The sequence below is a fragment of the Dyadobacter bucti genome, from assembly GCF_005869225.1.
Lineage (GTDB): Bacteria > Bacteroidota > Bacteroidia > Cytophagales > Spirosomataceae > Dyadobacter > Dyadobacter bucti.
Genome location: NZ_SWFP01000002.1, coordinates 764,650 through 787,516, shown reverse-complemented (window position 1 = coordinate 787,516; position 22,867 = coordinate 764,650). Strand labels below are relative to the sequence as shown.

Genomic DNA, 22,867 nt, shown 5'->3' with positions numbered 1-22,867 from the left:
ATGCCAACATCCACCCGCCTCCTATTGGCAGCCTTGTCTTTTACAGTTTTCCTGGCAGGCTGCTTTGAAAAAAAAGAAGAATCTGTTGCCAAAAAAATAACGACCGGCGCCCTTCTGCCCTACGAGATCACCACTTACCCGGCGGTGATCGAGCCGGTCACACAATCGATCAGGCTCAACGGCCAGATCGAATATAATCCCAATCAGGTTGTGCATTATACCAGCCTGATCAACGGGATTGTAACCAAAACCTATTTTTCGCTGGGCGACAAAGTCACCAAAGGGCAGGTACTGGCCGAGTTGCAAAGCAGCGAGCTCACAGACCTCACGTCACAAGGCAAGACATTGGAATCGCAGCTGGTGGTTGCGAAGAGAAAGCTGGCCGTGGCCGAATCGATGTTCGGTGACCGAATAGCCTCCGAAAAGGAGCTTTTCGAGGCGAAAAGCGAAGTGGATATCCTGAAAAACGAAATTGAAAAAGTCAACGCCAATCTGTCGCTGTACAATGCGAGCCCGGAAAAAGGTGTGTTTCAGATCAAAGCCCCGGTGAGCGGCTATGTGGTCGAAAATAAAATGTCTGCCGGCACCCGCATCCAAACTGACAACGCTGATCTTTTTACAATTTCCGATCTCTCCGACGTCTGGATCACCACCAATGTGTATGCCGTCGACCTGCCTTTTGTGGAAAAGGGAATGAAGGCCGAGATCAGGTCAAAAGCCTATCCGGGTGAAACTTTCGACGGTGAGATTTGCGACATTTCCCAGGTTTTTGATCCCCAGGAACGTGTGCTGAAAGCGCGTATCCGGATGCCTAACAAGGATCTGAAACTGAAACCCGGGCTGGCGATCGAGGCAATTATCAAAAAGAACCTGAAAGACCTCGCCATTGGCGCACCCGACCGCGCATTGATATTCCACAACAACGAAAACTACCTCCTGATCCAGAAACCGGACAACTCCCTCGAACCCCGCAAAGTTACCGTGGATATGAAGGATAACGACCGGGTCTTTTTCAAAAGCGGTGTTGCCGCTGGTGAGAAAATAGTCGTCAAGAATCAACTTCTTCTATTCTCCGAAGCACTGAATTCGGACAAATAATATTTTATGCAAAAATTAACGCAGAGCATAGTAGCATTCTCTTTAAAGAATACCATGCTTATTTTCTTCATGACGGCAGTTTTGGCCGTTGTGGGGGTCGTAAGCTATATCAATACGCCCATAGAGGCATTTCCGGACGTTACCAATACCCGCGCCAGGATTATTACCCAGTGGCCCGGAAGAAGCGCCGAGGAAATTGAAAAGTTCATTACCCTGCCGGTCATGAAGGAAATGAATACGATCCCGAAAAAATCGGAGGTCCGTTCCATTTCACTTTTCGGCCTGTCGGTCGTTACGGTATTGTTTGAGGACAAAGTAGAAGACTTTTATGCGCAGCAATATGCTTCCACCAGGCTGCGCAATATTGATCTGCCCAAAGGTGCGGAAGCCGAAATAGAGCCTCCCTATGGCGCTACCGGCGAGATTTTCAGGTATATCCTGAAAAGCGACCGGCCGGTCAAGGAACTTACGGCGTTGCAGGAATGGGTGATCGAGCGTGAGCTGGTGGCGGTGCCCGGGGTTGCTACTGTGGCGAGTTTTGGCGGGGAGAAAAAAATCTATGAGGTGCGCGTGAATCCTGCGCTGCTCGCCCAGTACAGCCTTACGCCCCTGGATGTGTTCGAGGCGGTGGAAAAAAGCAACATCAATGTCGGCGGAGATGTGATCCAGAAAGGAGACCAGGCTTATGTGGTGCGGGGAGTGGGTTTGCTGGAAAGTACAAGGGATATTGAAAATATTCTGGTCAAAGTCAACGGCTCCACACCGGTACATGTGAAGCAGGTCGCGGAGGTAAGTATCACAGCTAAGCCGAGGCTCGGGCAGGTGGGGTTAGGGGAGGACAAAGACCTCGTCGAGGGGATCGTGGTCATGCTGAGAGGCGAAAACCCGAGCGACGTGATCGTGAAACTGCGCAAGACGATCGACGAGCTCAATACGCGGATCCTGCCTTCGGGCGTACAGATCGTTCCTGTTATTGACCGTACCGAGCTAGTGGATGCGACTGTGAGTACAGTTACACACAACCTTGCGGAAGGTATTGTACTCGTATCGGTCATCGTTTTTGTATTTCTGTTCAACTGGCGCACTACCGTCACCGTAGCGCTTGTAATCCCGCTTTCTTTTCTGTTTGCTATTACTATGCTGCGCATTCAGGGGCTGCCTGCCAATCTGATTTCCCTGGGTGCGATTGACTTCGGGCTGTTGCTGGAAGGGACCATGGTGATCGTGGAAAAGATCTATGTGGATCTTGAAAAAAGCTCGCTCAGGCTCGGCGTGGCGCGGTTTAATAAGATGTCCAAGCTGGGCCTGATGAAACGGAGCGTGAAAAATGTGGCTTCCCATATTTTCTTCGCCCAGATCATTTTGATAGTAGCCTTGCTTCCCATTTTTTCATTCCAAAAAGTAGAAGGTAAAATGTTCACCCCGCTGGCATTTACATTGGGTTATGCGCTGGTGGGATCGCTTATTCTCAGCCTGACGTTCGTACCTGCCATGTGCAAGGTGTTGTTGAAAAAGGATGTGAAGGAAACGAATAATCCGGTTGTCAATTTTTTCAGGAATGTGATATTTAGGCTTTACCAGTGGAGCGACCGGAACAAGCGGTTCGTAATGATCGGTTTTGTCGGTTTGTTTTTGGTTTGCGTAGGTAAATTCCTGACTTACGGAACCGAGTTTATCCCCAAACTGAACGAAGGAGCCATTTATGTGCGGGCTACTTTGCCCAATAGCATCAATCTGGAACAATCCGTGAAAACCGGGAATGCCCTGCGCGATACGCTGCGGTCTTTCGAAGAAGTGAAATTTGTGATGAGCCAGACAGGCCGTCCCAACGACGGTACCGATCCCACCGGTTTTTTTAACAATGAATTCCATATTCAATTAAAACCAGAGAAAGACTGGAAAAGGCATGTCAGCAAGGAACAATTGATGAAGGAAATGAAGGGCGCACTTGCCGCTTTTCCGGGAATTTCGCTTGGGTTCAGTCAGCCGATACAGGACAATGTGGAAGAGTATGTCGCAGGCGTGAAGAGCTCACTGGTCGTGAAGATTTTCGGGGAGGACCTGTATGATATGGAAAACCTGGCCGACCAGGTAGCAGCAAACCTGAATAAGGTTCGGGGCGTGGCAGATGTGCTTGTGTACCGGAACATCGGCCTGCCCGAACTCGCTATCAAGCTGGACGAAGCCAGAATGGCACGGCACGGTGTTTCCATGGCCGACGCCCAGGCGGTTATCGAAATGACGATCGGCGGAAAGGCAGCGTCTGTTTTTTACGAAAACGACAGGATGTTCGATATCACGATCCGCTACCAGGAAGCATACCGGAACACGGAGGAGGAAATTGGCAATATACTGATCCCGTCGCTCGATGACCACCAGGTTCCATTGAAAGAGATCGCCACCATCGGTACCAAAACCGGCCCTGCATTTATTTACCGGGAAGGCAGCAGCAGGTATATAGGTATCGGTTTCAGTATCGAAGGGCGCGACCTGGGAAGCACCATTGCCGAGGCGCAGCAGGTGGTGAAGGAAAATGTAAATTTCCCCAAGACAACCAAAGTATTATGGGCAGGGGAATTTGAAAGCAAAGAGCGGGCCACCAAACAATTGTCATTGATCATTCCGGCCGCCCTGGTACTGATTATTTTCCTTTTGTATATGGATTTTGGCAATGTAAAAGATACGCTGATCTCGCTGATTACGATTCCGTTTGCTTTCATAGGAGGCTTCCTTTCCCTCTGGATTACCGGTACGGTGTTTGGCATATCGGCGGGGATCGGCTTCATTATCCTGTTCGGGGTTTGTACGATCGACGGCATTATCCTTGTGCATGTGATGAAAGAAAACCTCATCCACAGGCTCCCGCTGAGGCAGGCTATTTCCGATGGCATCTACGGCCGGATCCGTCCCGTGATCATGATCGCCCTGATGGGTTCGCTCGGGCTGCTTCCGGCGGCACTTTCCAATGGTATGGGATCGGAAATCCAGAAACCACTCGCTATCATGATCGTAGGAGGTTTGATTATCTGTATGTTACTCTCTTTCATGGTTTTGCCGCAGGTTTTTTACTGGGCTTATAGGAAAGAGGGGAAATCCATTGATTAAACGGTTCGGAACAAAAGTGAACACACTTCAGAGGGTTCTCGGCCCTCTTGGTCGAGAAATAATTGATTCGCCCTGCGCCTCACGGCAATTTTGCAATCGAAATCATTTATCCATCAAAACCAATGTTCACTTTTAAAAACACAATCAAGTTTCAAGCCATGAGAACAATGTTCAACTACCGGATTGCTGCGGCCTGCCTTCGCAACATCAATGCACCCGTATTTTTATTCATAATCCTTACAATTTTCCAGGCCTGTAAAGAGCCGGATCAGACAGAGATGCCCAAGCCGGACTCTGCCGGTAACCAGGGAACTACCACCGCAGAACTGACCAGTTTTCTGGCAGAAGTGACTGGTGCCCTGCCCGCCAGAATCGCCTATAACGAGGCCGAAAAAACGTTTGTGATCGACGGTGATATGGAGGTATCACGTGAAAATGCCGAAAAGCAATATGTGGACGAAAAGACATCAAGAGTGACCCAGCGCCGTGGGCAGTGGCTGCTGACCGGTTCTTCGGTAAAAGATGTGAAAGTATACATCCTGCCAACCGTACCCGACACCTGGAAAACAGCCGTTCAGGCAGCGATACCTGAGTGGAACAAGGTGACAGACACACAGGCCAGGTTCCGGGAGGTGCCGGCCGTAGTGATGGCCGATGTGATCGTAAAACCGGAATATGACAAGCCAGATGAAGATGAGGAGAAACACTGGGTGGCTCGTCAGGCGCTGCCCAACTACCTGGGGCAGGTAGGCGGAGGAATGACCGTCAATACATATTATTCCTCCCAAAGCATGTTATCTGTATCTGAGAAAAAATTTGCGGCTATCCACGAGCTCGGCCACTCAATCGGTCTGATGCACACCGACAAACATACCGACGGTTTTGTAGATTTCCAGGTTTGCGGTACCCCGTCGATGGATTCAAAATCTGTGATGAATTCAGTTGTCGATATTTGGGGAGGATTTAGTACTTACGATTTACTGGCTGTCCGTATATTGTACCCTGCCCATACATGGCAGCAACTTCCGGGATCGGCCAGGGACGTAGCTGCCGGCTCCAACACAAAAACACTTTGGATTGTTGGAAATACCCCGGTTCCGGGCGGATACTCGATCCATAAGTATGATTACAATGCGAAGAAATTTGTTCAGTATCCGGGCGGCGCTACCCGCATCGCAATCGGAAAGGACGGTGAGCCATGGATCATCAATAACATTGGACTGGTTTACAGACGTTTGAGCAGTTCCATCTGGCAGGAACAGACTGTCGTGGCCAGTGATATAGCCGTGGGCGGCAACGGACAGGTGTATGTCGTCAGCAAAAAGGCCCGTGCCGGCGGCTACGCAGTAAGTTACCTGAAAAACGGTCAGTGGCAGGACGTGCCTGGGCGGGGAGCGACGAAGATAGCTGTCACGCCTCAGGGTATCCCCTGGGCAGTCGACAATGCCGGAAAAGTGTTGAGGCTTGCCGCCGGTGGCTTCGAAGAAGTGACAGGTTCAGGACGTGATATTGCGGTAGGTAACGATGGTATGATCTACGTCATCAGCAATGTAGCGGTGTCGGGGGGGTATTCGATCCGGAAATGGATGGGTAGCTGCTGGGTACAGGTATCGGGTGGCGGTGTAGCTATTTCATCCAATGGTGCTAATGGTGGCCCCGTAGTGATCAATGATCAGGGCAAGATATTTCAATACTGATTCATCTGGAAGTTTTTAGCCGCAGCAAACGGGCCTGCTCCTGAATACCGGGGCGGGCCATTTTGTTGTTTTAACAAAAAAATAACATGTATCCGAAGAGCTATTTCACACCATTATGCTTTAATTTTAAAAGAAGTAAGGAATTGATTAAATGACGGGATGCGGACAAACTTTTACGCGGGTATGGCTGGTATGGTGAGGCGTTCAGTGGCGGCGTTATTTGTGGTTGCGGCGGGCGTTTTGCATACTTTCTCCGCTGCAGGGCAGGATTTATCGGGTGTATGGCAGGGCGTGAATTATGCGCCAACCTCCAATATCACGGATTACTGGCCTATTTTACTCACCATTAGCCAGGATGGAAACAAGCTGACGGGGCAGTGCCTGGAAGCGGCCGGGGATCAGGAGGAGTTTTTTGTTTTATGGGATGTTACCAATGGAACCGCGCAAAACAACGCCGGATCGTTCGACCTGACCGACATACTGGACGAGAATAAACCTGACGGAACAACCTGGTGCACAGGCACTTTCAAATTTACATTTTCCCCTGGCGAAGAAAAGATACAAGGTACTATTGCATACACAAACGGCGTTTGTGCCGGTTCAGAGGGTGTGTTCGAGTTGTACCGGATTACATTAAAATCACCTTCAAAATACTGCCGGGAAGCAACTCCCGAATTGCTCGTTACCGGAAAAGATGTAAAATGGTATGCAGACGAAAGGAAACAGCAGCAGCTGGCAACCGGAAATACCTATACGCCTCCTGCGCTGCAAGCCACCACCACTTTTTACGTAACCCAGACATACTACGGTACCGAAACCCCTGCCGTGCCTTTCACTGTTGAGGTTAGCGATGCGGCTATATCCGATATTGAAATAACCCCTGCAAACTGCAGCCAGGACAATGGTACAATCAGGATCACAGCCGCCGGGATGGGGGATATCGGCTATAAGCTGGACGAGGGTGCGTTTCAGGCGTCCCAGGATTTTACAGGTCTTAAAGCCGGAGTTCATGAGGTTACCATACGCGATTCGCTCGGTTGCCAAGTAACACAGTCCATCACCGTCACACTCGCTGACCAGCCCGTGATCGACAATGTTGAGCCTGTTAACCCACAATGCAGCAAGGAAAACGGGCAGATTGTTGTTACGGCCAGCGGTGGAAGCGGGCAGCTGACCTATTCGCTGAACGGGACCGATTTTCAGAATGACGGCTTTTTTGAAAAGCTTGGGGCCGGCAGTTATGTAATGACAATAAAGGACGAGACGGGTTGCCGGGTTGAATATCCCGTGATTTTATCGAATGAAGCAGGAATTGTGTTTGATGCGATCAATATAGAGGATTCGCGTTGCGACCAGGCGGACGGGTCTATTTCAGTTGCGGCCAGCGGAGGTTCGGGTTTACTTACCTTTTCCATTGACGGCCTAGTTTTTAATGCTTCCGGTATATTCAACAATCTTGGTGCGGGCAGGTATTCCGTCTCCGTCAAAGATCAGAACGAATGCATCGTTACTGCCGATACCGTGGTGGCTGAAACCGGTGCTCCTCAAATAAAAAGCGTGCAAAAACAAAATACGTCCTGTAACGCCGGCGACGGCGGCATTACTGTTGTGGCTGAGGGGAATTCCGCTTTGACCTATTCCCTGGGTAACGCATTATTTGTGGCCAATCCGGATTTCCGGAACCTGGCCATCGGCACTTATGAGATCACCGTGCAGGACGAAGCGCTTTGTACCGCCAAACAGTCCGTCACCATCGAAACGGACTGCAGGAACACCGTATTCATCCCTGCCGCGTTTTCACCTGATGGAAATTCCAAAAATGACGCACTGACCATCCGGTTCCCTTTCAGCGAGCTGAGGGTGACTTCATTTTCATTGTTTGACAGGTGGGGGACTGTCATCAAAAATATGGGTTCACAATCCGTTGAAAGCGGATACGAGCTCTGGGACGGCACTTACCAAGGACGGTTGGTACCGGCAGGCGCCTATCCTTATGTACTTACCGTTGAATTTGCGGACGGGAAAACGCAGCAGATACGCGACACGATATTTCTGGTAAAATAACCGGTAAAAATTTAAAAAAAACGGAGTTTTTTCATTCCGCCGAAGGGTCCTTTTGGCACATTTCCGAGTAAATAAGGAAGGCGATACGCTTAACAAAATAATGACCTGTCCGTGGTTTGCGGGTTACAGCCCAAAAATCCTCAACCTTTAAATTAAACAAAAACAACAATATGGAAGAAAGGAATACGGATAATGAAAAATCCGCTTTTTCAAGAAGAAGTTTCGTAAAAGCATCCGCGGCCGCAGCAGCTGGATTTATGATCGTTCCGCGCCATGTGTTGGGCGGTAAAGGTTTTGTCCCGCCAAGCGACAAGCTGGTGATCGCAGGTGTAGGTGTGGGTGGTAAAGGAACGTCCGACATCGCCAATTTTTTCAAGAGCGGTAAAGCGGATATCGGCTACCTCTGCGACGTTGACGACAGAAGATCGGTAACGAGCAGGACCAATTTCCCCAATGCCAAATATTACAAGGACTGGAGGGAAATGTTCGAAAAAGAGTCGAAAAATTTTGATGCTGTTTCCGTTTCAACCCCCGACCATACGCACGCAGTAGTAGCGATGGCAGCCATGCAGCTTGGAAAACACGTGTATGTTCAAAAGCCGATGACCCATGATATCTGGGAAGCAAGAAAACTGACAGAAGCCGCTGCGAAATATAAAGTAGTGACGCAGATGGGTAACCAGGGTTCATCCGGTGACGGTGTGCGCCAGTTGCACGAATGGTACGATGCAGGCGTGATCGGCGATGTGGATACCGTTTATATCTGGACTAACCGCCCTATCTGGCCGCAGGGTATTCCCTGGCCGACCGACAAGCCACCGGTTCCGAAAGAACTCGACTGGGATCTCTGGCTGGGTACCGCTCCTTACAAAGATTATGTAGATAAACTGATTCCCGGAAGCTGGAGGGGTTGGTGGGATTATGGTACAGGTGCACTCGGTGACCTTGGCTGCCACCTGATGGAAGCTCCATTCCGCGTTTTAGGATTGAAATATGCACTGGATATGCAAGCCAGCGTGAGCAGTGTTTTCACAGATTTTGGTAAAAGAGGGATCTTCCCGGATAGCTGCCCGCCATCGAGCCACGCTACCCTGACTTTCCCTAAAACTGCGAAAACGAAAGGCCAGGTAACCATGCACTGGATGGACGGTGGTATCAAGCCCGAACGTCCGGAAGAACTGGGAGCCAATGAATTGTTCGGTGACGGCAACAGCGGTATTCTGTTTGTAGGTTCCAAAGGTAAAATGATGGCGAGTGAATATGCTGCCAATCCGCGTTTGCTGCCACTTTCCCGCATGGAGGAAGTGAAGGTGAAGCAAAAATTTGCCCGCGTGCCAGGCAGCGCCGAAGGTCACTATGCACAATGGGTGGAAGGATGTATTGCCGGTTACGGAAAAATGGAGCTGAGTTCACCGTTTGATCTCGCCGGCCCGCTGACGGAGGCGATCCTGATGGCGAACCTTGCGATCAGAGGCGCAGACATGCCCAAACCAAGAGAGAACGGAAAAGGATACGACTACCCCGGCGCAAACATGAAAATGCTGTGGGATTATAAAAACATGAAAGTGACCAACTTCGACGAGGTGAACCAGTATGTAAAACGTACTTACCGCGAAGGCTGGAACCTGGGCGTTTAAGAAAAAGAGTATAAATAAGACTGGCTGTATCAAAGGATTTCGCTTTGGTGCAGCCAGTCTGTTTTTGTTATTGCCAAAGTGAGGGAAGCCAAACTCTCACCAAGTAAATCAACCCCTGTTCCGGCTTATAAGAAAACAGTGTTAAAGTTGCATAAAAAGTGGGGCATGAGCGGATACCGTTACAATAACGAGAAAATCAATGACGACCGGATCCTTTGGGCGGAGCTGATTGGTGGCGATAAGGCTGCTCTGGGGCAACTGTTTGATCTCTATGTCAGCGAACTCCTTTCTTATGGCTACCGGATCTGCAGGGACACTGAGCTTGCCAAAGATGCGATCCAGGACGTCTTCATCGATCTTTGGATGTACCGTTCCAATCTCAGCAAAGACGTTCAGGTGAAGTACTATTTGTACAGATGTCTGCGCAATGCACTTTTGAAACAAATTGATAATGCACAGGTATCTGCCTTTGGAATACAGGAAGCCGATAGCCTGGAAGACCCGGATGCTTCACCCGAAAGCCAGTGGCTAGCCACCGAATCAGATACCCGCCGGCACAGCCAGATTGCCCGGGTACTTGAAAATTTGTCGGACAGGGAAAAAGAGGTGATTTCCCTCAAATATTACTCCGACATGAAAATACGTCAGATCGCCTCCCTCCTTAACCTGAAAGAACAGACCGTCGCCAACACACTTCAGAATGCGCTCGTAAAACTCCGCAAGCATCTTGTGTACCTGCTGGTGATGTTGTTATCTTCTTATTGAAAAATAATTCAAATACTTTTGGTAGTAAAACAGCCAAATCCTCTCTGTATTTTAAAGGAAATAATTTCTTGATAAAATACCAATGCAGGATTATACAAACTACACGCCGGAAGATTTTGCCCAGGATGACGACTTTATTCAATGGGTGAAGTCCCCGGAGATAGAGCGCGAAACATTTTGGCAGAACTGGCAAGAAACCTATCCTTTTAAGCGAAATGATATAGAACTTGCCCGTCAGCTGGTGTTGCTCACAAGGCATTTGCCGGAGCCTAATGTTTCCGGTGAGGAGATCAGGGCAATGAAATCGGAAGTTTTCAGGAAAATAGAAGAACTGGACACACCGGAGGAAACAGGATTCCGTCAGCTCCCGGTATGGCGCTGGGCATCCGCCGCCGCAGTGACAGGAGTGCTGCTGCTGGCGGGCTGGTATATGTTTCTTTACCAGTCAGGTACCAGTCCGGTTTACCAGGAAATGGTCTCCAAGGCTTCTGAGGAATACAAGCTCATAGAAATTGAAAACTCCGATCATAGCCCCAAACTCATCAACCTGCCTGACGGAAGCTCGGTGTTACTGAAAAAAGGCAGCAGGCTTTCCTATCCCAATCATTTCAAGAAAGAGCTGCGGGAAATTTATCTTACCGGCGAAGGTTTTTTTGAAGTCGCCAAAGATCCGGAACGACCATTTTATGTTTTTGCCAATGAGATGGTGACCAAAGTACTTGGCACCAGCTTTACCGTAAAGGCCTATTCGGAGGATAAGCAGGTGTTTGTTAAGGTTAAAACGGGAAAAGTATCCGTTTTTCAGTCGGGAACTGTGGAGGGGAAAGAGAATTTCAATACGAAGGAACTGCGGGGGCTGGTACTGAACCCGAACCAGGAGGCTACTTTCGAAGAAGGCAAGGTCGTTGCAGGCAAACAGCAGGATAAAAAACAGGACACTGCGACCGACCCTCAGATCCAGGATATGATGTTCGAATATGAGGAAGTGACAGTCGGAGAGATATTCGCCCAGCTCGAAAAAGCTTACCGGATCAGGATCGTATATGATAAGACCGTTATGGAAAAATGTCCGGTAACTGCTTCGCTCACAGACGAGCCTTTGTCTTCAAAACTCTCGCTGATATGTAAGGCAGTACGTTCCGATTACGAGATCAGCAACGGAGAAGTGATCATCCGCGGAAGGGGTTGTGATTAACAAAAAGCCACAAATTGCAAAGAATCAATGAACCAGCCCATACAGTCTTTAACTTAAAATATTCGCCTATGCCCCGACTTTAACCAGCAACTACCTTCATAAAAAAGGTCGCTGAAGTGTGCGCTTCACCGACCCCGATAATCCGGATCATCTTGGCGGATGACAGGATTTCTATTGTCAAAACTGCGAAATTTTAACATTCGAAATTATGAAACAAAAACAAAGATTCCTAAATCTGTTTTGGGGTATTATGAGACTTACGTTGTACCAGTTATTACTTTTCGGGTTGTGCTGCAGCCTGGCTTCAGCGACAGTTTCGAACGGTCAGGATCTCCTGAACCAGAAAATTACAGTGCAGATCAGCGGCCAGAAAGTGAGAGAGGCGCTCAAAGTGATCGAGAAGAATTCCAACGTGAAATTTGTATACAGTTCCAGGCTGATCGACGCCAACCGTAAAGTGGACCTTAATGCCTCCAATGCGCCGCTGGCAGATGTTTTGGAAAAACTGCTGCGTCCGCTCCGTCTGAAATACGAGATATCAGGAAGACAGATTGTCCTGGATAAAACCGAGCAGGCCGATGAACCCGGAGAACAAATGCAGTCCCGCCCCAAATCCATTCTGAAAGGAAAAGTGAAAGACGACAGGGGAGAAGGGCTGCCAGGTGTGAGTATTCTGATCAAAGGCACGCAGCAGGGAACGACGACCAATGAAAAAGGAGAGTTTGAGCTGGACAATATCGGCGAAAATGCTGTTCTGGTTTTCTCATTTGTAGGTTATCTGCCACAGGAAGTAGTTGCAGGCAATAAAACCACCCTCGAAATAACGCTTGTCGTTGACAACAAGGCACTGGAAGAAATTGTGGTGGTGGGTTATGGCGCCCAGAAAAAAGTTAACCTTACAGGTGCAGTAGGTGTGATCAGCGGAAAAGAATTTGAGTCGCGGCCGGTCGCCAACGTGATGCAGTCTCTGCAGGGCCAGGTACCCGGGCTTCTTGTGAACCAGTCGGGAGGACAGCCGGGCAATGAGAATTTTACGATGAAAATAAGGGGTACCAGCAGCTTTACGGCCAACGACCCGCTGGTGATCGTGGACGGGATCGCTATGTCGATGGCTAATCTGAATCCCCAGGACATTGAAAGTATATCTGTGCTGAAAGACGCGGCTTCTACTGCCATATATGGTGCCAGGGCCTCGGGCGGGGTGATTTTGGTTACAACAAAAAAAGGCAAGGACGGAAAGATGAAAATATCCTACGACGGCTATGTCGGCCGCGAAACGCCTACTATGCTTCCGAAAATGGTGAATGCATACGACCACGTGAAGCTGTGGCGGGAGGCGGAATTTAACGATAACCCTGCGACGACCGTGTTTAAATACACGCTGGATGATCTCGAAAAGTACCGCACGGGAGCACTGCCATCGGAAGACCGGCTCGCCTACCTTTTTCGTCCTGCTACCCAAACCCAGCACAATCTTTCCCTCTCGGGCGGGACGGGACGAAACAACTATTACATTTCCCTAGGTTATATCAACCAGGGCGGGATGATGGTCAATACTTCCTCGGAGCGTTACAATATCAGGGTGAACAATACTTTCAAAGTAAATGACCGGCTGGATATCAACATCAACGCCCAGCTTTCCCCTCAGAAAAGGCACGGGCCTTCGGAGGCTACCTACCCGAGCGGCCCGACAAGGACAGTAAACGACATCATTTACGATGCTTACCGCCGGGGTTCCGACGATGTGACTTTCACGAGCGACGGACGCTGGGCTTCCATCACCGGCTGGGCCAACCGGTTCGGGCTTGCGTCTGAGGAGGGTGGTTTTCAGGATAGGAAATTCAACCGGCTTACAGGTGCTTTGACGGTTAATTACAAAATCACAAAAGACATTTCTATCAATGGAATGTACGGCTCGAAGGCCGACCTTATGCGCCAGGTCGACTACAGCAAAAGGATGCAGTTTATCAATCCGGACGATCTGAAAACGGTTGATTTTAATTACAATACCAATTCGTTGCTGATTTCGCATCAGGATAATTACCAGCATAATGCGCAGCTTCTGATCAATTACAACAGGATTTTCAAACAAAACCACGATGTTAAGCTGCTCTTCGGTGCCTCGCAGGAATGGAACCAGGATACCCAGGAGAGTGCGGGAAGGCGGAATTTTATCAATGATGATATCTATGTACTGAGCGCCGGAAGCAGTGATCCTTCCACCTGGACTACCACCGGCACGGCGTCGGAGTGGGCGCTGCGTTCCTTTTTCGGACGGGGCAATTATGTTTTTAAAGAAAAATACCTGCTGGAAGGTAACGTGCGCTACGACGGTTCCTCCCGGTTCAGCAATCAGAACCGCTGGGGTGTGTTTCCTTCTTTTTCCGCCGGGTGGAGAATAAGCGAAGAGCCTTTTATGGCGGCTTTCAGAAACAAGGGTAACCTGAAAATCCGGGCTTCATGGGGCCAGGTTGGTAACCAGAATATCGACTTGTATCAGCATTATTCGCTGGTTTCGAGCGCAGCGTACTATTTCAACGGCACCGCACAAACTGCGACATACTACTCGGGTAGCCCCAATGCCAACCTGCGCTGGGAAACCAAAACGACAACGAACATCGGCTTGGACATGGATCTGTTCAATGGCAAGTTCAATGTCGTGCTGGATGTTTTCAAAGACCGGACATCGGGTATTCTGACCCGTCCGGCAGTGCCCAGCACGTTCGGCCTTGCATCCCCGGTACAAAATGTAGCTGATGTCGACAACATGGGCTGGGAGTCGCAGATCTCTTATCAGGACCGAAAGGGCGCGTTGTCGTACAAGGTGTCCTTCCAGCTTTCCGACTTCAAGAACAAGGTCAGATCGATGATCGCCAGCCCGCAGATCGCCAGCAATAAGATCACGCAGACTGGTTATGAGATGAATGAGTGGTTCGGTTACAAATCGATCGGGATCTTTGCGAGTCAGGAAGAAGTGGACTCTTATGCAAAGCTGAACCCTAAAACAGGCATAGGCGATCTCAAAATTGAGGACATAAATGGTGACGGACAAATTACCGCGGCCGACCGTCAGCGACTGGGCAGCTCCTACACCCGTCTTCCTTATGGAATGCACCTCGAACTGGGCTATAAGAATTTTGACTTTACCACATTTTTCCAGGGTGTTGCCTACCGAAAAGCTTATATGAATGCCGTAGCGCTGCCGCTGAACGGTACGCTTGAAACTGCGCAGGAGCAGCACCTCGACCGCTGGCATCTGGACGAGAGCAACAACTGGATCCCGGGTGAATTTCCGAAGATGCGGATCGGGAGTTTTAACAATGCCTTTTCATCATACTGGCTGCAGAATGCCGCCTATGTTCGCTTAAAGCATATCCAGCTTGGCTACTCTTTGCCGGCGGCTGTGCTGAGCCGGTTGAAAGTGGACAGGATCAGAGTGTATGCGAGCGGTGAAAACCTGGTAACGCTGACTAAGATAAAAGGTTATGATCCTGAGGCACCCGACGGCTCCGGAAATTTTTATCCGCTTGCAAGGGTGGTCAACATTGGTCTAAACCTGACTTTTTAACCCGAAACCATGATGAATATGAAAAAGACATTGAGATATAAAATTGCGATACTGCTGCTGACGGTATGCTCCTTCTCCTGCGACGACCAGTTTTTGAATACACTGCCGCTCACGGCACCTTCCGACGCCACTTTCTGGACTTCCGAGGCCAATGCTGTGACCTGGGTCAACAATGCATACCTGTCGCTGCCCAGCGCGAACGATTTCCAGTTCGATTCCATGAGCGACGATTGTGTAGGGGCGGGGGACCTGGTTGCGCAGGGACTGCATGTTCCGACCAGCGGCATCATTGCCACGAAATGGAATTACACACCGATCCGTCACTGCCTGCAGTTGCTGAACAAGCTCGACGAAATCCCCGGTATTTCCGAAACAGGCAAAAAGCAGCTGGCAGGGCAGGCCAGGTTTATCATGGCGTTCAAGTATTTTGAGATGATAACCCTGTACCGAGACGTGCCGCTGGTGGATCAGCTGCTTGCGCTTTCGGAGTCCGACATACCCAAATCCGACAAAGCTGCTGTGCTTACGTACATCCTTTCCCAGCTCGACCTTGCCCTGGACGAATTGCCGCTGAACTGGCCGGCGACCGAGACAGGCAGGGCTACCAAGGGTGCTGCGCTGGCATTAAAGGCACGTGTGCTATTGTACAACAGCCGCTGGGCCGAGGCAGCGGAAACGGCCAGAGCGCTCATGGAACTGGGCCAGTATGAACTGCATAACAACTATGCGGAGGTTTTTACAACTGCTTTCAACAATAAGACCAAAGAGGTGATCCTGGCGCATCAGTATGCCAAAGATCTTTACACGCATACCCTTTGTTTCGCTTACGGTTACTATACGATCGGAGGAACAAGTTCCAGTCTGCCGCTGCCTGCCCTGGTGAATGCGTATGAAGCCAAAGATGGTCTGCCGATCAGCGAGTCGCCTTTGTATGATCCCAAAAATCCCTGGGACAACCGTGATCCGCGCTTTCACATGAATTTCGTGTTACCTTTTGAATCCATAGGCGGGCAGAAATATGATCCGGTAAATAACCAGAATGATAAAAATGCCGCAAAAACCTACGTGTATTTCAGGAAGTACATATCTGATATGGCGTCGCAACAGCGGACGATGTGGGTCAACTGGAATATTTTCAGATATGCCGAAGTGCTGCTGACGTATGCGGAAGCCCGGAATGAGGCCAACGGGCCTGATGTGTCCGTTTATGAGGCCATTGACAAAATCCGGACACGCGCGGGAATGCCGGCCATTGACCGGACACGTTACAATACTAAAGAAAAACTCAGGGAGGCGATCCGGAACGAAAGACGTGTGGAGCTGGCGGGCGAGGGATTGCGGTATTTTGATATTTTAAGATGGAAAACGGCGGAGCAGGTTTTGAACAAGGAGGTAGTCAGTTTTGAAATTCCGGGCGTACTACCTTTACGGATCATCCACACACGGAAGTTTACCGCGCCGAGGCATTACGTATGGCCGGTTCCGCAGGCTGCCATTGACAATGCCAAAAACCTGAAACAACATGCAGAATGGGAATGATTTCCTGATTTTGTATTCAATCAATTTCGACCTAACCCTTTTATTATGAAGTTATTTTTGGGAAGTACGCTGCTTTTTGTTTCCATCTTTTTTCAGACAGGTTTCGTCCGGGAGGAGTCCCCGGCAGCACCCGGGCCGCAGTCGGCGCTGCCAGATCTTGTGCGGCTTCAGTATCAGGACAAAAACCTTATCACGGATCTCGGTACCGGGCTCTGGGCATGGCCGCTGCCTATGGATTATGACGGCGATGGCGACCTGGACCTGCTGGTATCCTGCCCTGATGTACCGTTCAACGGGCTTTATTTTTTTGAAAATAAATCGGGAAAAGAGATGCCGGTTTTTGAGGCGCCTGTCAGGATCGGAAATGGCCTGAAACATCCGCAGGTTTCTTATGTAAACGGAAAACCGAGGGTTCTGGACCAGGGAGCTGAACTGGTGGATTTTATACAAAATAAAGGAACTCAAAAAGTGCCTGTTTACCCTGTCGATTCCCTGCACAGCGATTTCAAAAAAAAGCCACGGTTCACAGAATGGAAGCTGGTGGATTATGATCATGACGGCGATGAGGATCTTGTGGCCGGCATCGACGACTGGCTCGACTACGGCTGGGACAATGCCTATAACGCCGAGGGAAAATGGACCAACGGCCCGATCCACGGTTATGTGTACCTCATCGAAAACCGCACAGGCACTTATGTCAATCAGGGAAGATTAAAAGCCGGAGGTGGTGTACTGGATGTGTATGGTCCGCCATCACCTAATTTCGCTGATTTTGACGGCGACGGCGACCTCGACCTGATCTGCGGTGAATTTGTAGATAAATTCACCTGGTTTGAAAATACCGGTACCCGTGAAAAACCCGAGTATGCTGCCGGTAAAATCCTTACGAATGCAAACGGGACCATTAAAATGGATCTGGAAATGATCATCCCGGTGGCGATCGACTGGAATAAGGACGGGTATGCGGACCTGGTCGTTGGTGACGAAGACGGACGGGTTGCTTTTGTCAAAAACACGGGAAAGAAGAAAAACGGGATGCCGGTGTTCGAATCGCCGGTGTACTTTCAGCAAAAGGCCGGAAATGTAAAATCCGGTGCGCTGGCGACGCCTGTAAGTGTGGATTGGGACAATGATGGTGACGAGGATATCGTAACGGGCAACTCGGCAGGATACATTACTTTCATCGAGAACAAGGGCGGAGGCGCAAGTCCGGTGTGGGCGGCACCGAAATTTCTGAAGTCCGATGGGAAGGTCATCAGAGTACAGGCGGGGCCAAACGGTTCGATACAAGGGCCTTGTGAAACCAAATGGGGCTACACCACGCTTTCGGTCGCCGACTGGGACGGGGATGGTCTGAAAGATCTGATCGTCAATTCGATATGGGGTAAAGTGGAATGGTACCCCAACAAAGGCACGGCAAAATCGCCAAACCTTGGCAAATCACAACCTTTGAAAGTAGCCTGGGAAGGCAATGTGCCCAAACCAAAATGGACCTGGTGGAACCCGCAGCCGACGGAGCTGGCACCTCAGTGGCGCACCACGCCGTTTGCAGTGGATTGGAACAAGGACGGCTTCATGGACCTTGTTATGCTGGATCACGAAGGGTATCTTTCTTTTTTTGAGCGTTTCCGGAAAAACAATGAGCTGCTCCTGAAACCGGGCAAAAGGATGTTTTACAAAGAAGACGGTATTGAGCTGCTGCAATTGAATGCAAAACAAAACGGCGGCAGCGGAAGAAGAAAATTTACCCTCGCGGATTGGGACGGCGACGGTGATCTGGACCTGCTGATCGATAGCAAGAATGTTGATTTTTACGAGAATACCGGGGAGAAGAACGGTAGAGTGACTTTCAAAAACCAGGGTAACATTACAGACCGTAAACTGGCCGGACATGATACCAGTCCCACCACTGTGGATTGGGACAAAAACGGCGTTCCCGACTTGCTGGTGGGAGCGGAAGACGGACATTTTTACTACCTCAAAAGATGACATTAAAAAACGCGATGATAACGATTTGCCTGGTTTTTCTGATTGGAAATGGACAGGCACAGGATTTCCCGGGCGTGCCGGGGAATATAGTTACACATAGTCCGGCATCGTCGGGAACGTATATCGGTTCGCCGAGCATCGCCATTTTACCCAACGGCGATTATGTGGCTTCCCACGATCTTTTTGGCCCCAAATCCACGGAGCATGTCAGTGCGGTTTCGAGGATTTTCAGTTCTTCGGACAAGGGTAAAACCTGGAAACAGATTTCGGAGATTAATGGTCAGTTCTGGTCGAAGCTGCTGGTGCATCAGGGTAATCTTTATCTTTTTGGTACGAACCGCCACCATGGTAACACGATCATCCGGAAGTCTGTGGACGGGGGGGTGAGCTGGACGAGCCCGACGGATGCACAAAACGGTTTGCTCAAAGAAGGAGAATACCATTGTGCGCCTATGCCGTTTGTGGAGCATGACGGCAGGCTCTGGCGGGCCATGGAAGATGCCGCCGGACCTCCGAAGCAGTGGGGCAAACGGTACAGTGCATTCATGATGTCGATACCTTTGCAGGCAGATCCGATGGTGGCGTCCAACTGGACTTCATCCAATATTATGCGGTATGATTCGACTTACCTGAATGGGCATTTTACGGGCTGGCTGGAAGGAAATGCGGTGATTGCGCCGGACGGTTCGGTTTTGGACATACTGCGGGTTGACGACCGGACTACTATGGAAGAAAAGGCTGCAATTGTGCGGATCAGCGCGGACGGGAAAATGGCGACGTTCGATCCTGCAACTGGTTTTATCGCATTGCCGGGGGGCAGTAAAAAGTTTACGATCAAATATGACGCCAAGTCGGGATTATACTGGACCCTGACCAATCTGGTGCCCGATGCCGTGAAAGCTGCCAACGCCGGCAAGTCCCCAAGTGGTATACGCAATACGTTGGGATTGTTCAGCTCGAAGGATTTAAAAACCTGGAAATTCCATCAAACATTGCTGGAACACCCGGACGTGGTGAAGCATGGGTTTCAGTATGTCGACTGGCTTTTTGACGGCAAAGACATCATTTTCTTGTCCCGCACGGCTTATGATGACGGGCTGGGCGGCGCGCGGAATAATCATGATGCTAATTTTCTGACGTTTCACCGGGTTAGGAAGTTTCGGAGACATTGAGTTTTTTATTGCCACGGATGCACGGATTTGCACGGATGTTAGCATGTAACAGAACACCAGAGAGAGTGCCCCGTTACCGTTTAATAAATAGTGCGATTTCTTCGCGACTGCGGCGAAGTAGTTCATTCCGAGAGTTTTCTTATAATGAAATTATTATATTTTTTCATTACATCCTCTCATTATTATGGACTTCAAAGATCAGATAAAACAATTTAGCGACCGGGTTTCCAAGTTAAAGGATAACATTCACACGGAGGAGGCGACAAAGAATGCTTTTATCATGCCATTTCTTCAGGTTTTGGGCTACGATGTTTTCAATCCGCTGGAGGTTGTACCGGAATTTATCTGCGATATCGGGATAAAAAAAGGAGAAAAAATTGATTATGCTATTTTTCGGGATGGTAGTCCTATCATATTAGTTGAATGTAAGCACTGGAAACAGAAGTTAGATATTCATGATGGTCAGCTTTTAAGATATTTTCATGTGTCAAAAGCTAAATTTTCCATTCTAACCAACGGTCTCATTTTTCGATTTTATACTGACCTGGTGGAACAGAATAAAATGGATGAAAAACCATTTCTGGAATTTAACATTGAGGAAATAAAGGATGGACAGATCGAACAACTAAAGGAGTTTCACAAAGCATATTTTGACGTTGAAAACATTTATCAGTCTGCCAGCGAATTGAAGTATATTAATGAAATCCGGCACCTGATCAATCAGGAATTTATAGAACCAAATGACGAATTTGTCAAATACTTTGCGAAGCAAGTTTATCCTTCCGTCATGACCGCGAAAGTGACCGAGGCATTCAGGTCACTTGTTAAGCGTACTATCACAAATATTATCAATGATACGATTAATGATCGCTTGAAATCAGCGATTTCTAAAAATGATTCTCCAATTCAGGAAGAACCGGCGCCAGGAACGCTGACCGTTGCTAATTCTCAGGATAAGGAAATTATCACAACCCAGGAGGAGATAGAGGGTTTTTATATCGTAAGATCTATGTTGAGGCCAAAGGTACCTTCTACGAGAATCACGCACCGTGATGCACTATCTTATTTTGCTATTTTTCTTGATGACAATAACCGAAAACCCCTATGTCGGCTTTATCTGAACAGTCCGACCAAAAAATATATTGGCGTTTTCGATGGTGAAAAGAAGGAAACCAAAATTGAAATTAAGTCAATAGATGAAATCTATAATTTTGGTAAGCATTTGGATAAGACTATTGAGATTTACCTTGATTCAGGTAAATAATCGATTAACTAGATTATGGGATTTGCACGGATGTTTTTAACCCGGATGAATTATAAATTCTTCCGGGTTAGTTCTTTTACGGCGTGGTCGGCGGCGCGGGCGGTCATGGCCATGTAGGTGATCGACGGGTTGACGCAGGAAGATGATACCATGGCGGCCCCGTCGGTGACGAATACATTTTTGGAGGCATGTACCTGATTGTATTTATTGAGCACCGAAGTTTTTGGGTCTTTTCCCATGCGGGCAGTACCCATATCATGGATTCCCAGACCGAGGTGTGTATCCTGCCGGTTGAAGCCCGATACGTTTTTAAACCCGGCCGCTTCCAGCATTTCAACCGCGGATTGCATCATATCCTTCCGCATCGCGATCTCGTTTTCACCAAAAGCCGCATCGAAAACGATAAGGGGAACGCCCCACTGATCTTTCTTTTCTTTGTCCAGGTACATACGGTTTTCCGGATTGGGCAATACTTCCCCGAACCCGCCGAAGCCGATATTCCAGCTTCCCGGTCTGGTCATATCTTCCTTGAAAGTCGCTCCGAAGCCGTCCTGCGTGATTCCGCGTTTCCAGTCGTTGCGATTGGCGCCGCCCTGGTAGCCGTACCCGCGCAGGAAATTCTGCTTATCGGTGCCCCAGTTTCGGAACCTGGGAATGTAAAGGGCGTTGGGCCGCTGTCCGAAAACATAATCTTCCGTAAATCCTTCCACCGTTGCATTGGCACCCACGCCGAGATGGTGGTCCATGATATTGCGGCCTACCTGGTCGCTATCGTTGCCGAAGCCGGTCGGAAAACGGTCAGATATGGAATTCAGCATCAGACCGGCGGTATTCATCGAGCCGGCGTTGAGAAATATGATTTTGGCAAAAAACTCTTCCACAGCCATGGTATGCTGGTTGATCACCCGCACACCCTTTGCTTTCTGTGTTTTTTCATCGTACAATATTTCAGTGGCGATGGTATCGTGCAAGACGGTCAGTTTCTGCGTTTTTCTCGCGGCGGGTATGGAGCCGGAAAGTGAGGAGTAATAGGCACCATACGGACAGCCGCGGCTGCATTTGCTGCGGTACTGGCAGGATGCGCGGCCGAGGTCGGTATGCCAGGGCTGAGGTTTGGTCAGATTGGCAATACGTCCGATGGTCACCGGGCGGTTGAGTTTTTTGAGCATCGCCTCCCTGAAATGACGCTCCGGTGCATGCATAGGCATGGCCGGCAAAAAATGGCCGTCGGGCAAAACTTCCAGGCATTCTTTCTGACCGCTGATGCCGACAAATTTCTCGACATGTGTATACCAGGGTTCCAGATCCTCATAGCGGATCGGCCAGTCGATCGCGATGCCGTCTTTGGCATTGGCTTCAAAATCCTTGCGGTTCATCCGGTACGACTGCCGTCCCCAGTGCATGGATTTTCCGCCGGTATGATAGGCCCTGATCCAGTCGAACGGACGTTTTTCTATGTACGGGTTTTTCTTGTCGTCGGTAAAAAAGCCGCCGGTTTCTTCATTGGCGAGCGTACCGAAGCGGCTGTTTGCCCAGTATTCTTCGGCAGAATGGATCGAAACTTTACCGCGGTGCTCAAATTCCCACGGGCCTTTCATGGCGGTATCATAGTCCTCAATATGTTTCACCTCCCGCCCGCGCTCGATCATGAGTACCTGTAATCCCCGCTCGGTCAGTTCCTTGGCAGCCATGCCGCCGGTCATACCGGAACCTACCACAATGGCATCAAAACTGTGGGTTTTGGCAACGTTCAAATTTAAGTTCATGGTGATGG

At 49.3% G+C, this 22,867-nt stretch carries 13 protein-coding genes; 12 read left to right on the top strand and 1 reads right to left on the bottom strand.

Annotated features, from left to right (window positions below):
• The 12 genes from FBF61_RS08255 (at nt 1) to FBF61_RS08200 (ending at nt 21,093) form a co-directional block, all read left to right on the top strand.
• Nucleotides 1–1,098 carry an efflux RND transporter periplasmic adaptor subunit gene (locus FBF61_RS08255; protein WP_138476727.1) on the top strand — a complete coding sequence of 366 codons (1,098 nt, stop codon included), beginning with the start codon at nt 1–3 and terminating at the stop codon, nt 1,096–1,098.
• Nucleotides 1,099–1,104: 6 nt separating this feature from the next.
• Nucleotides 1,105–4,203, top strand: coding sequence for an efflux RND transporter permease subunit (locus tag FBF61_RS08250; protein WP_138476726.1), 3,099 nt, complete (start codon nt 1,105–1,107; stop codon nt 4,201–4,203).
• Between the two features lie 158 nt (nt 4,204–4,361).
• On the top strand, nt 4,362–5,900 hold the full coding sequence (locus tag FBF61_RS08245; protein WP_166444463.1) for a tectonin domain-containing protein: 1,539 nt from the start codon (nt 4,362–4,364) through the stop codon (nt 5,898–5,900).
• 159 nt (nt 5,901–6,059) lie between these two features.
• A complete protein-coding gene (locus FBF61_RS08240) occupies nt 6,060–7,964 on the top strand; it encodes a T9SS type B sorting domain-containing protein (protein ID WP_138476724.1) in 1,905 nt (634 codons plus the stop codon).
• A gap of 170 nt (nt 7,965–8,134) precedes the next feature.
• Nucleotides 8,135–9,601, top strand: a complete 1,467-nt coding sequence (locus tag FBF61_RS08235; protein WP_138476723.1) for a Gfo/Idh/MocA family protein — start codon at nt 8,135–8,137, stop codon at nt 9,599–9,601.
• Nucleotides 9,602–9,766: 165 nt separating this feature from the next.
• A complete protein-coding gene (locus tag FBF61_RS08230; RefSeq protein WP_138476722.1) occupies nt 9,767–10,366 on the top strand; it encodes an RNA polymerase sigma factor in 600 nt (199 codons plus the stop codon).
• Nucleotides 10,367–10,448: 82 nt separating this feature from the next.
• Complete coding sequence (locus tag FBF61_RS08225) at nt 10,449–11,561, top strand: FecR family protein (protein ID WP_138476721.1); 1,113 nt, start codon at nt 10,449–10,451, stop codon at nt 11,559–11,561.
• 250 nt (nt 11,562–11,811) lie between these two features.
• A complete protein-coding gene (locus FBF61_RS08220; RefSeq protein ID WP_166444462.1) occupies nt 11,812–15,129 on the top strand; it encodes a TonB-dependent receptor in 3,318 nt (1,105 codons plus the stop codon).
• Between the two features lie 18 nt (nt 15,130–15,147).
• Complete coding sequence (locus FBF61_RS08215; protein WP_166444461.1) at nt 15,148–16,668, top strand: RagB/SusD family nutrient uptake outer membrane protein; 1,521 nt, start codon at nt 15,148–15,150, stop codon at nt 16,666–16,668.
• A gap of 45 nt (nt 16,669–16,713) precedes the next feature.
• Nucleotides 16,714–18,657, top strand: a complete 1,944-nt coding sequence (locus FBF61_RS08210; protein ID WP_138476718.1) for an FG-GAP repeat domain-containing protein — start codon at nt 16,714–16,716, stop codon at nt 18,655–18,657.
• On the top strand, nt 18,654–19,829 hold the full coding sequence (locus FBF61_RS08205) for a sialidase family protein (RefSeq protein ID WP_229214959.1): 1,176 nt from the start codon (nt 18,654–18,656) through the stop codon (nt 19,827–19,829). Before FBF61_RS08210 ends, FBF61_RS08205 begins: the two co-directional genes overlap by 4 nt.
• 184 nt (nt 19,830–20,013) lie before the next feature.
• The gene (locus tag FBF61_RS08200) at nt 20,014–21,093 is read left to right on the top strand and encodes a type I restriction endonuclease (RefSeq protein WP_138476717.1); all 1,080 of its coding nucleotides are present in this window, start codon (nt 20,014–20,016) and stop codon (nt 21,091–21,093) included.
• A 50-nt stretch (nt 21,094–21,143) separates the two neighbouring features.
• On the opposite strand, the gene FBF61_RS08195 is transcribed toward FBF61_RS08200, so the two are convergent.
• Entirely contained in the window at nt 21,144–22,859 is a 1,716-nt protein-coding gene (locus FBF61_RS08195; protein ID WP_138476716.1) for a GMC oxidoreductase, read from the bottom strand.
• Between the last annotated feature and the right edge of the window lie 8 nt (nt 22,860–22,867).

Bases quoted from the DNA above. Each gene is read 5' to 3' on its own strand.
- FBF61_RS08255 (WP_138476727.1), top strand. From the start codon at position 1: ATGCCAACATCCACCCGCCTCCTATTGGCAGCCTTGTCTTTTACAGTT.
- FBF61_RS08250 (WP_138476726.1), top strand. From the start codon at position 1,105: ATGCAAAAATTAACGCAGAGCATAGTAGCATTCTCTTTAAAGAATACC.
- FBF61_RS08245 (WP_166444463.1), top strand. From the start codon at position 4,362: ATGAGAACAATGTTCAACTACCGGATTGCTGCGGCCTGCCTTCGCAAC.
- FBF61_RS08240 (WP_138476724.1), top strand. From the start codon at position 6,060: ATGCGGACAAACTTTTACGCGGGTATGGCTGGTATGGTGAGGCGTTCA.
- FBF61_RS08235 (WP_138476723.1), top strand. From the start codon at position 8,135: ATGGAAGAAAGGAATACGGATAATGAAAAATCCGCTTTTTCAAGAAGA.
- FBF61_RS08230 (WP_138476722.1), top strand. From the start codon at position 9,767: ATGAGCGGATACCGTTACAATAACGAGAAAATCAATGACGACCGGATC.
- FBF61_RS08225 (WP_138476721.1), top strand. From the start codon at position 10,449: ATGCAGGATTATACAAACTACACGCCGGAAGATTTTGCCCAGGATGAC.
- FBF61_RS08220 (WP_166444462.1), top strand. From the start codon at position 11,812: ATGAGACTTACGTTGTACCAGTTATTACTTTTCGGGTTGTGCTGCAGC.
- FBF61_RS08215 (WP_166444461.1), top strand. From the start codon at position 15,148: ATGAAAAAGACATTGAGATATAAAATTGCGATACTGCTGCTGACGGTA.
- FBF61_RS08210 (WP_138476718.1), top strand. From the start codon at position 16,714: ATGAAGTTATTTTTGGGAAGTACGCTGCTTTTTGTTTCCATCTTTTTT.
- FBF61_RS08205 (WP_229214959.1), top strand. From the start codon at position 18,654: ATGACATTAAAAAACGCGATGATAACGATTTGCCTGGTTTTTCTGATT.
- FBF61_RS08200 (WP_138476717.1), top strand. From the start codon at position 20,014: ATGGACTTCAAAGATCAGATAAAACAATTTAGCGACCGGGTTTCCAAG.
- FBF61_RS08195 (WP_138476716.1), bottom strand. From the start codon at position 22,859: ATGAACTTAAATTTGAACGTTGCCAAAACCCACAGTTTTGATGCCATT.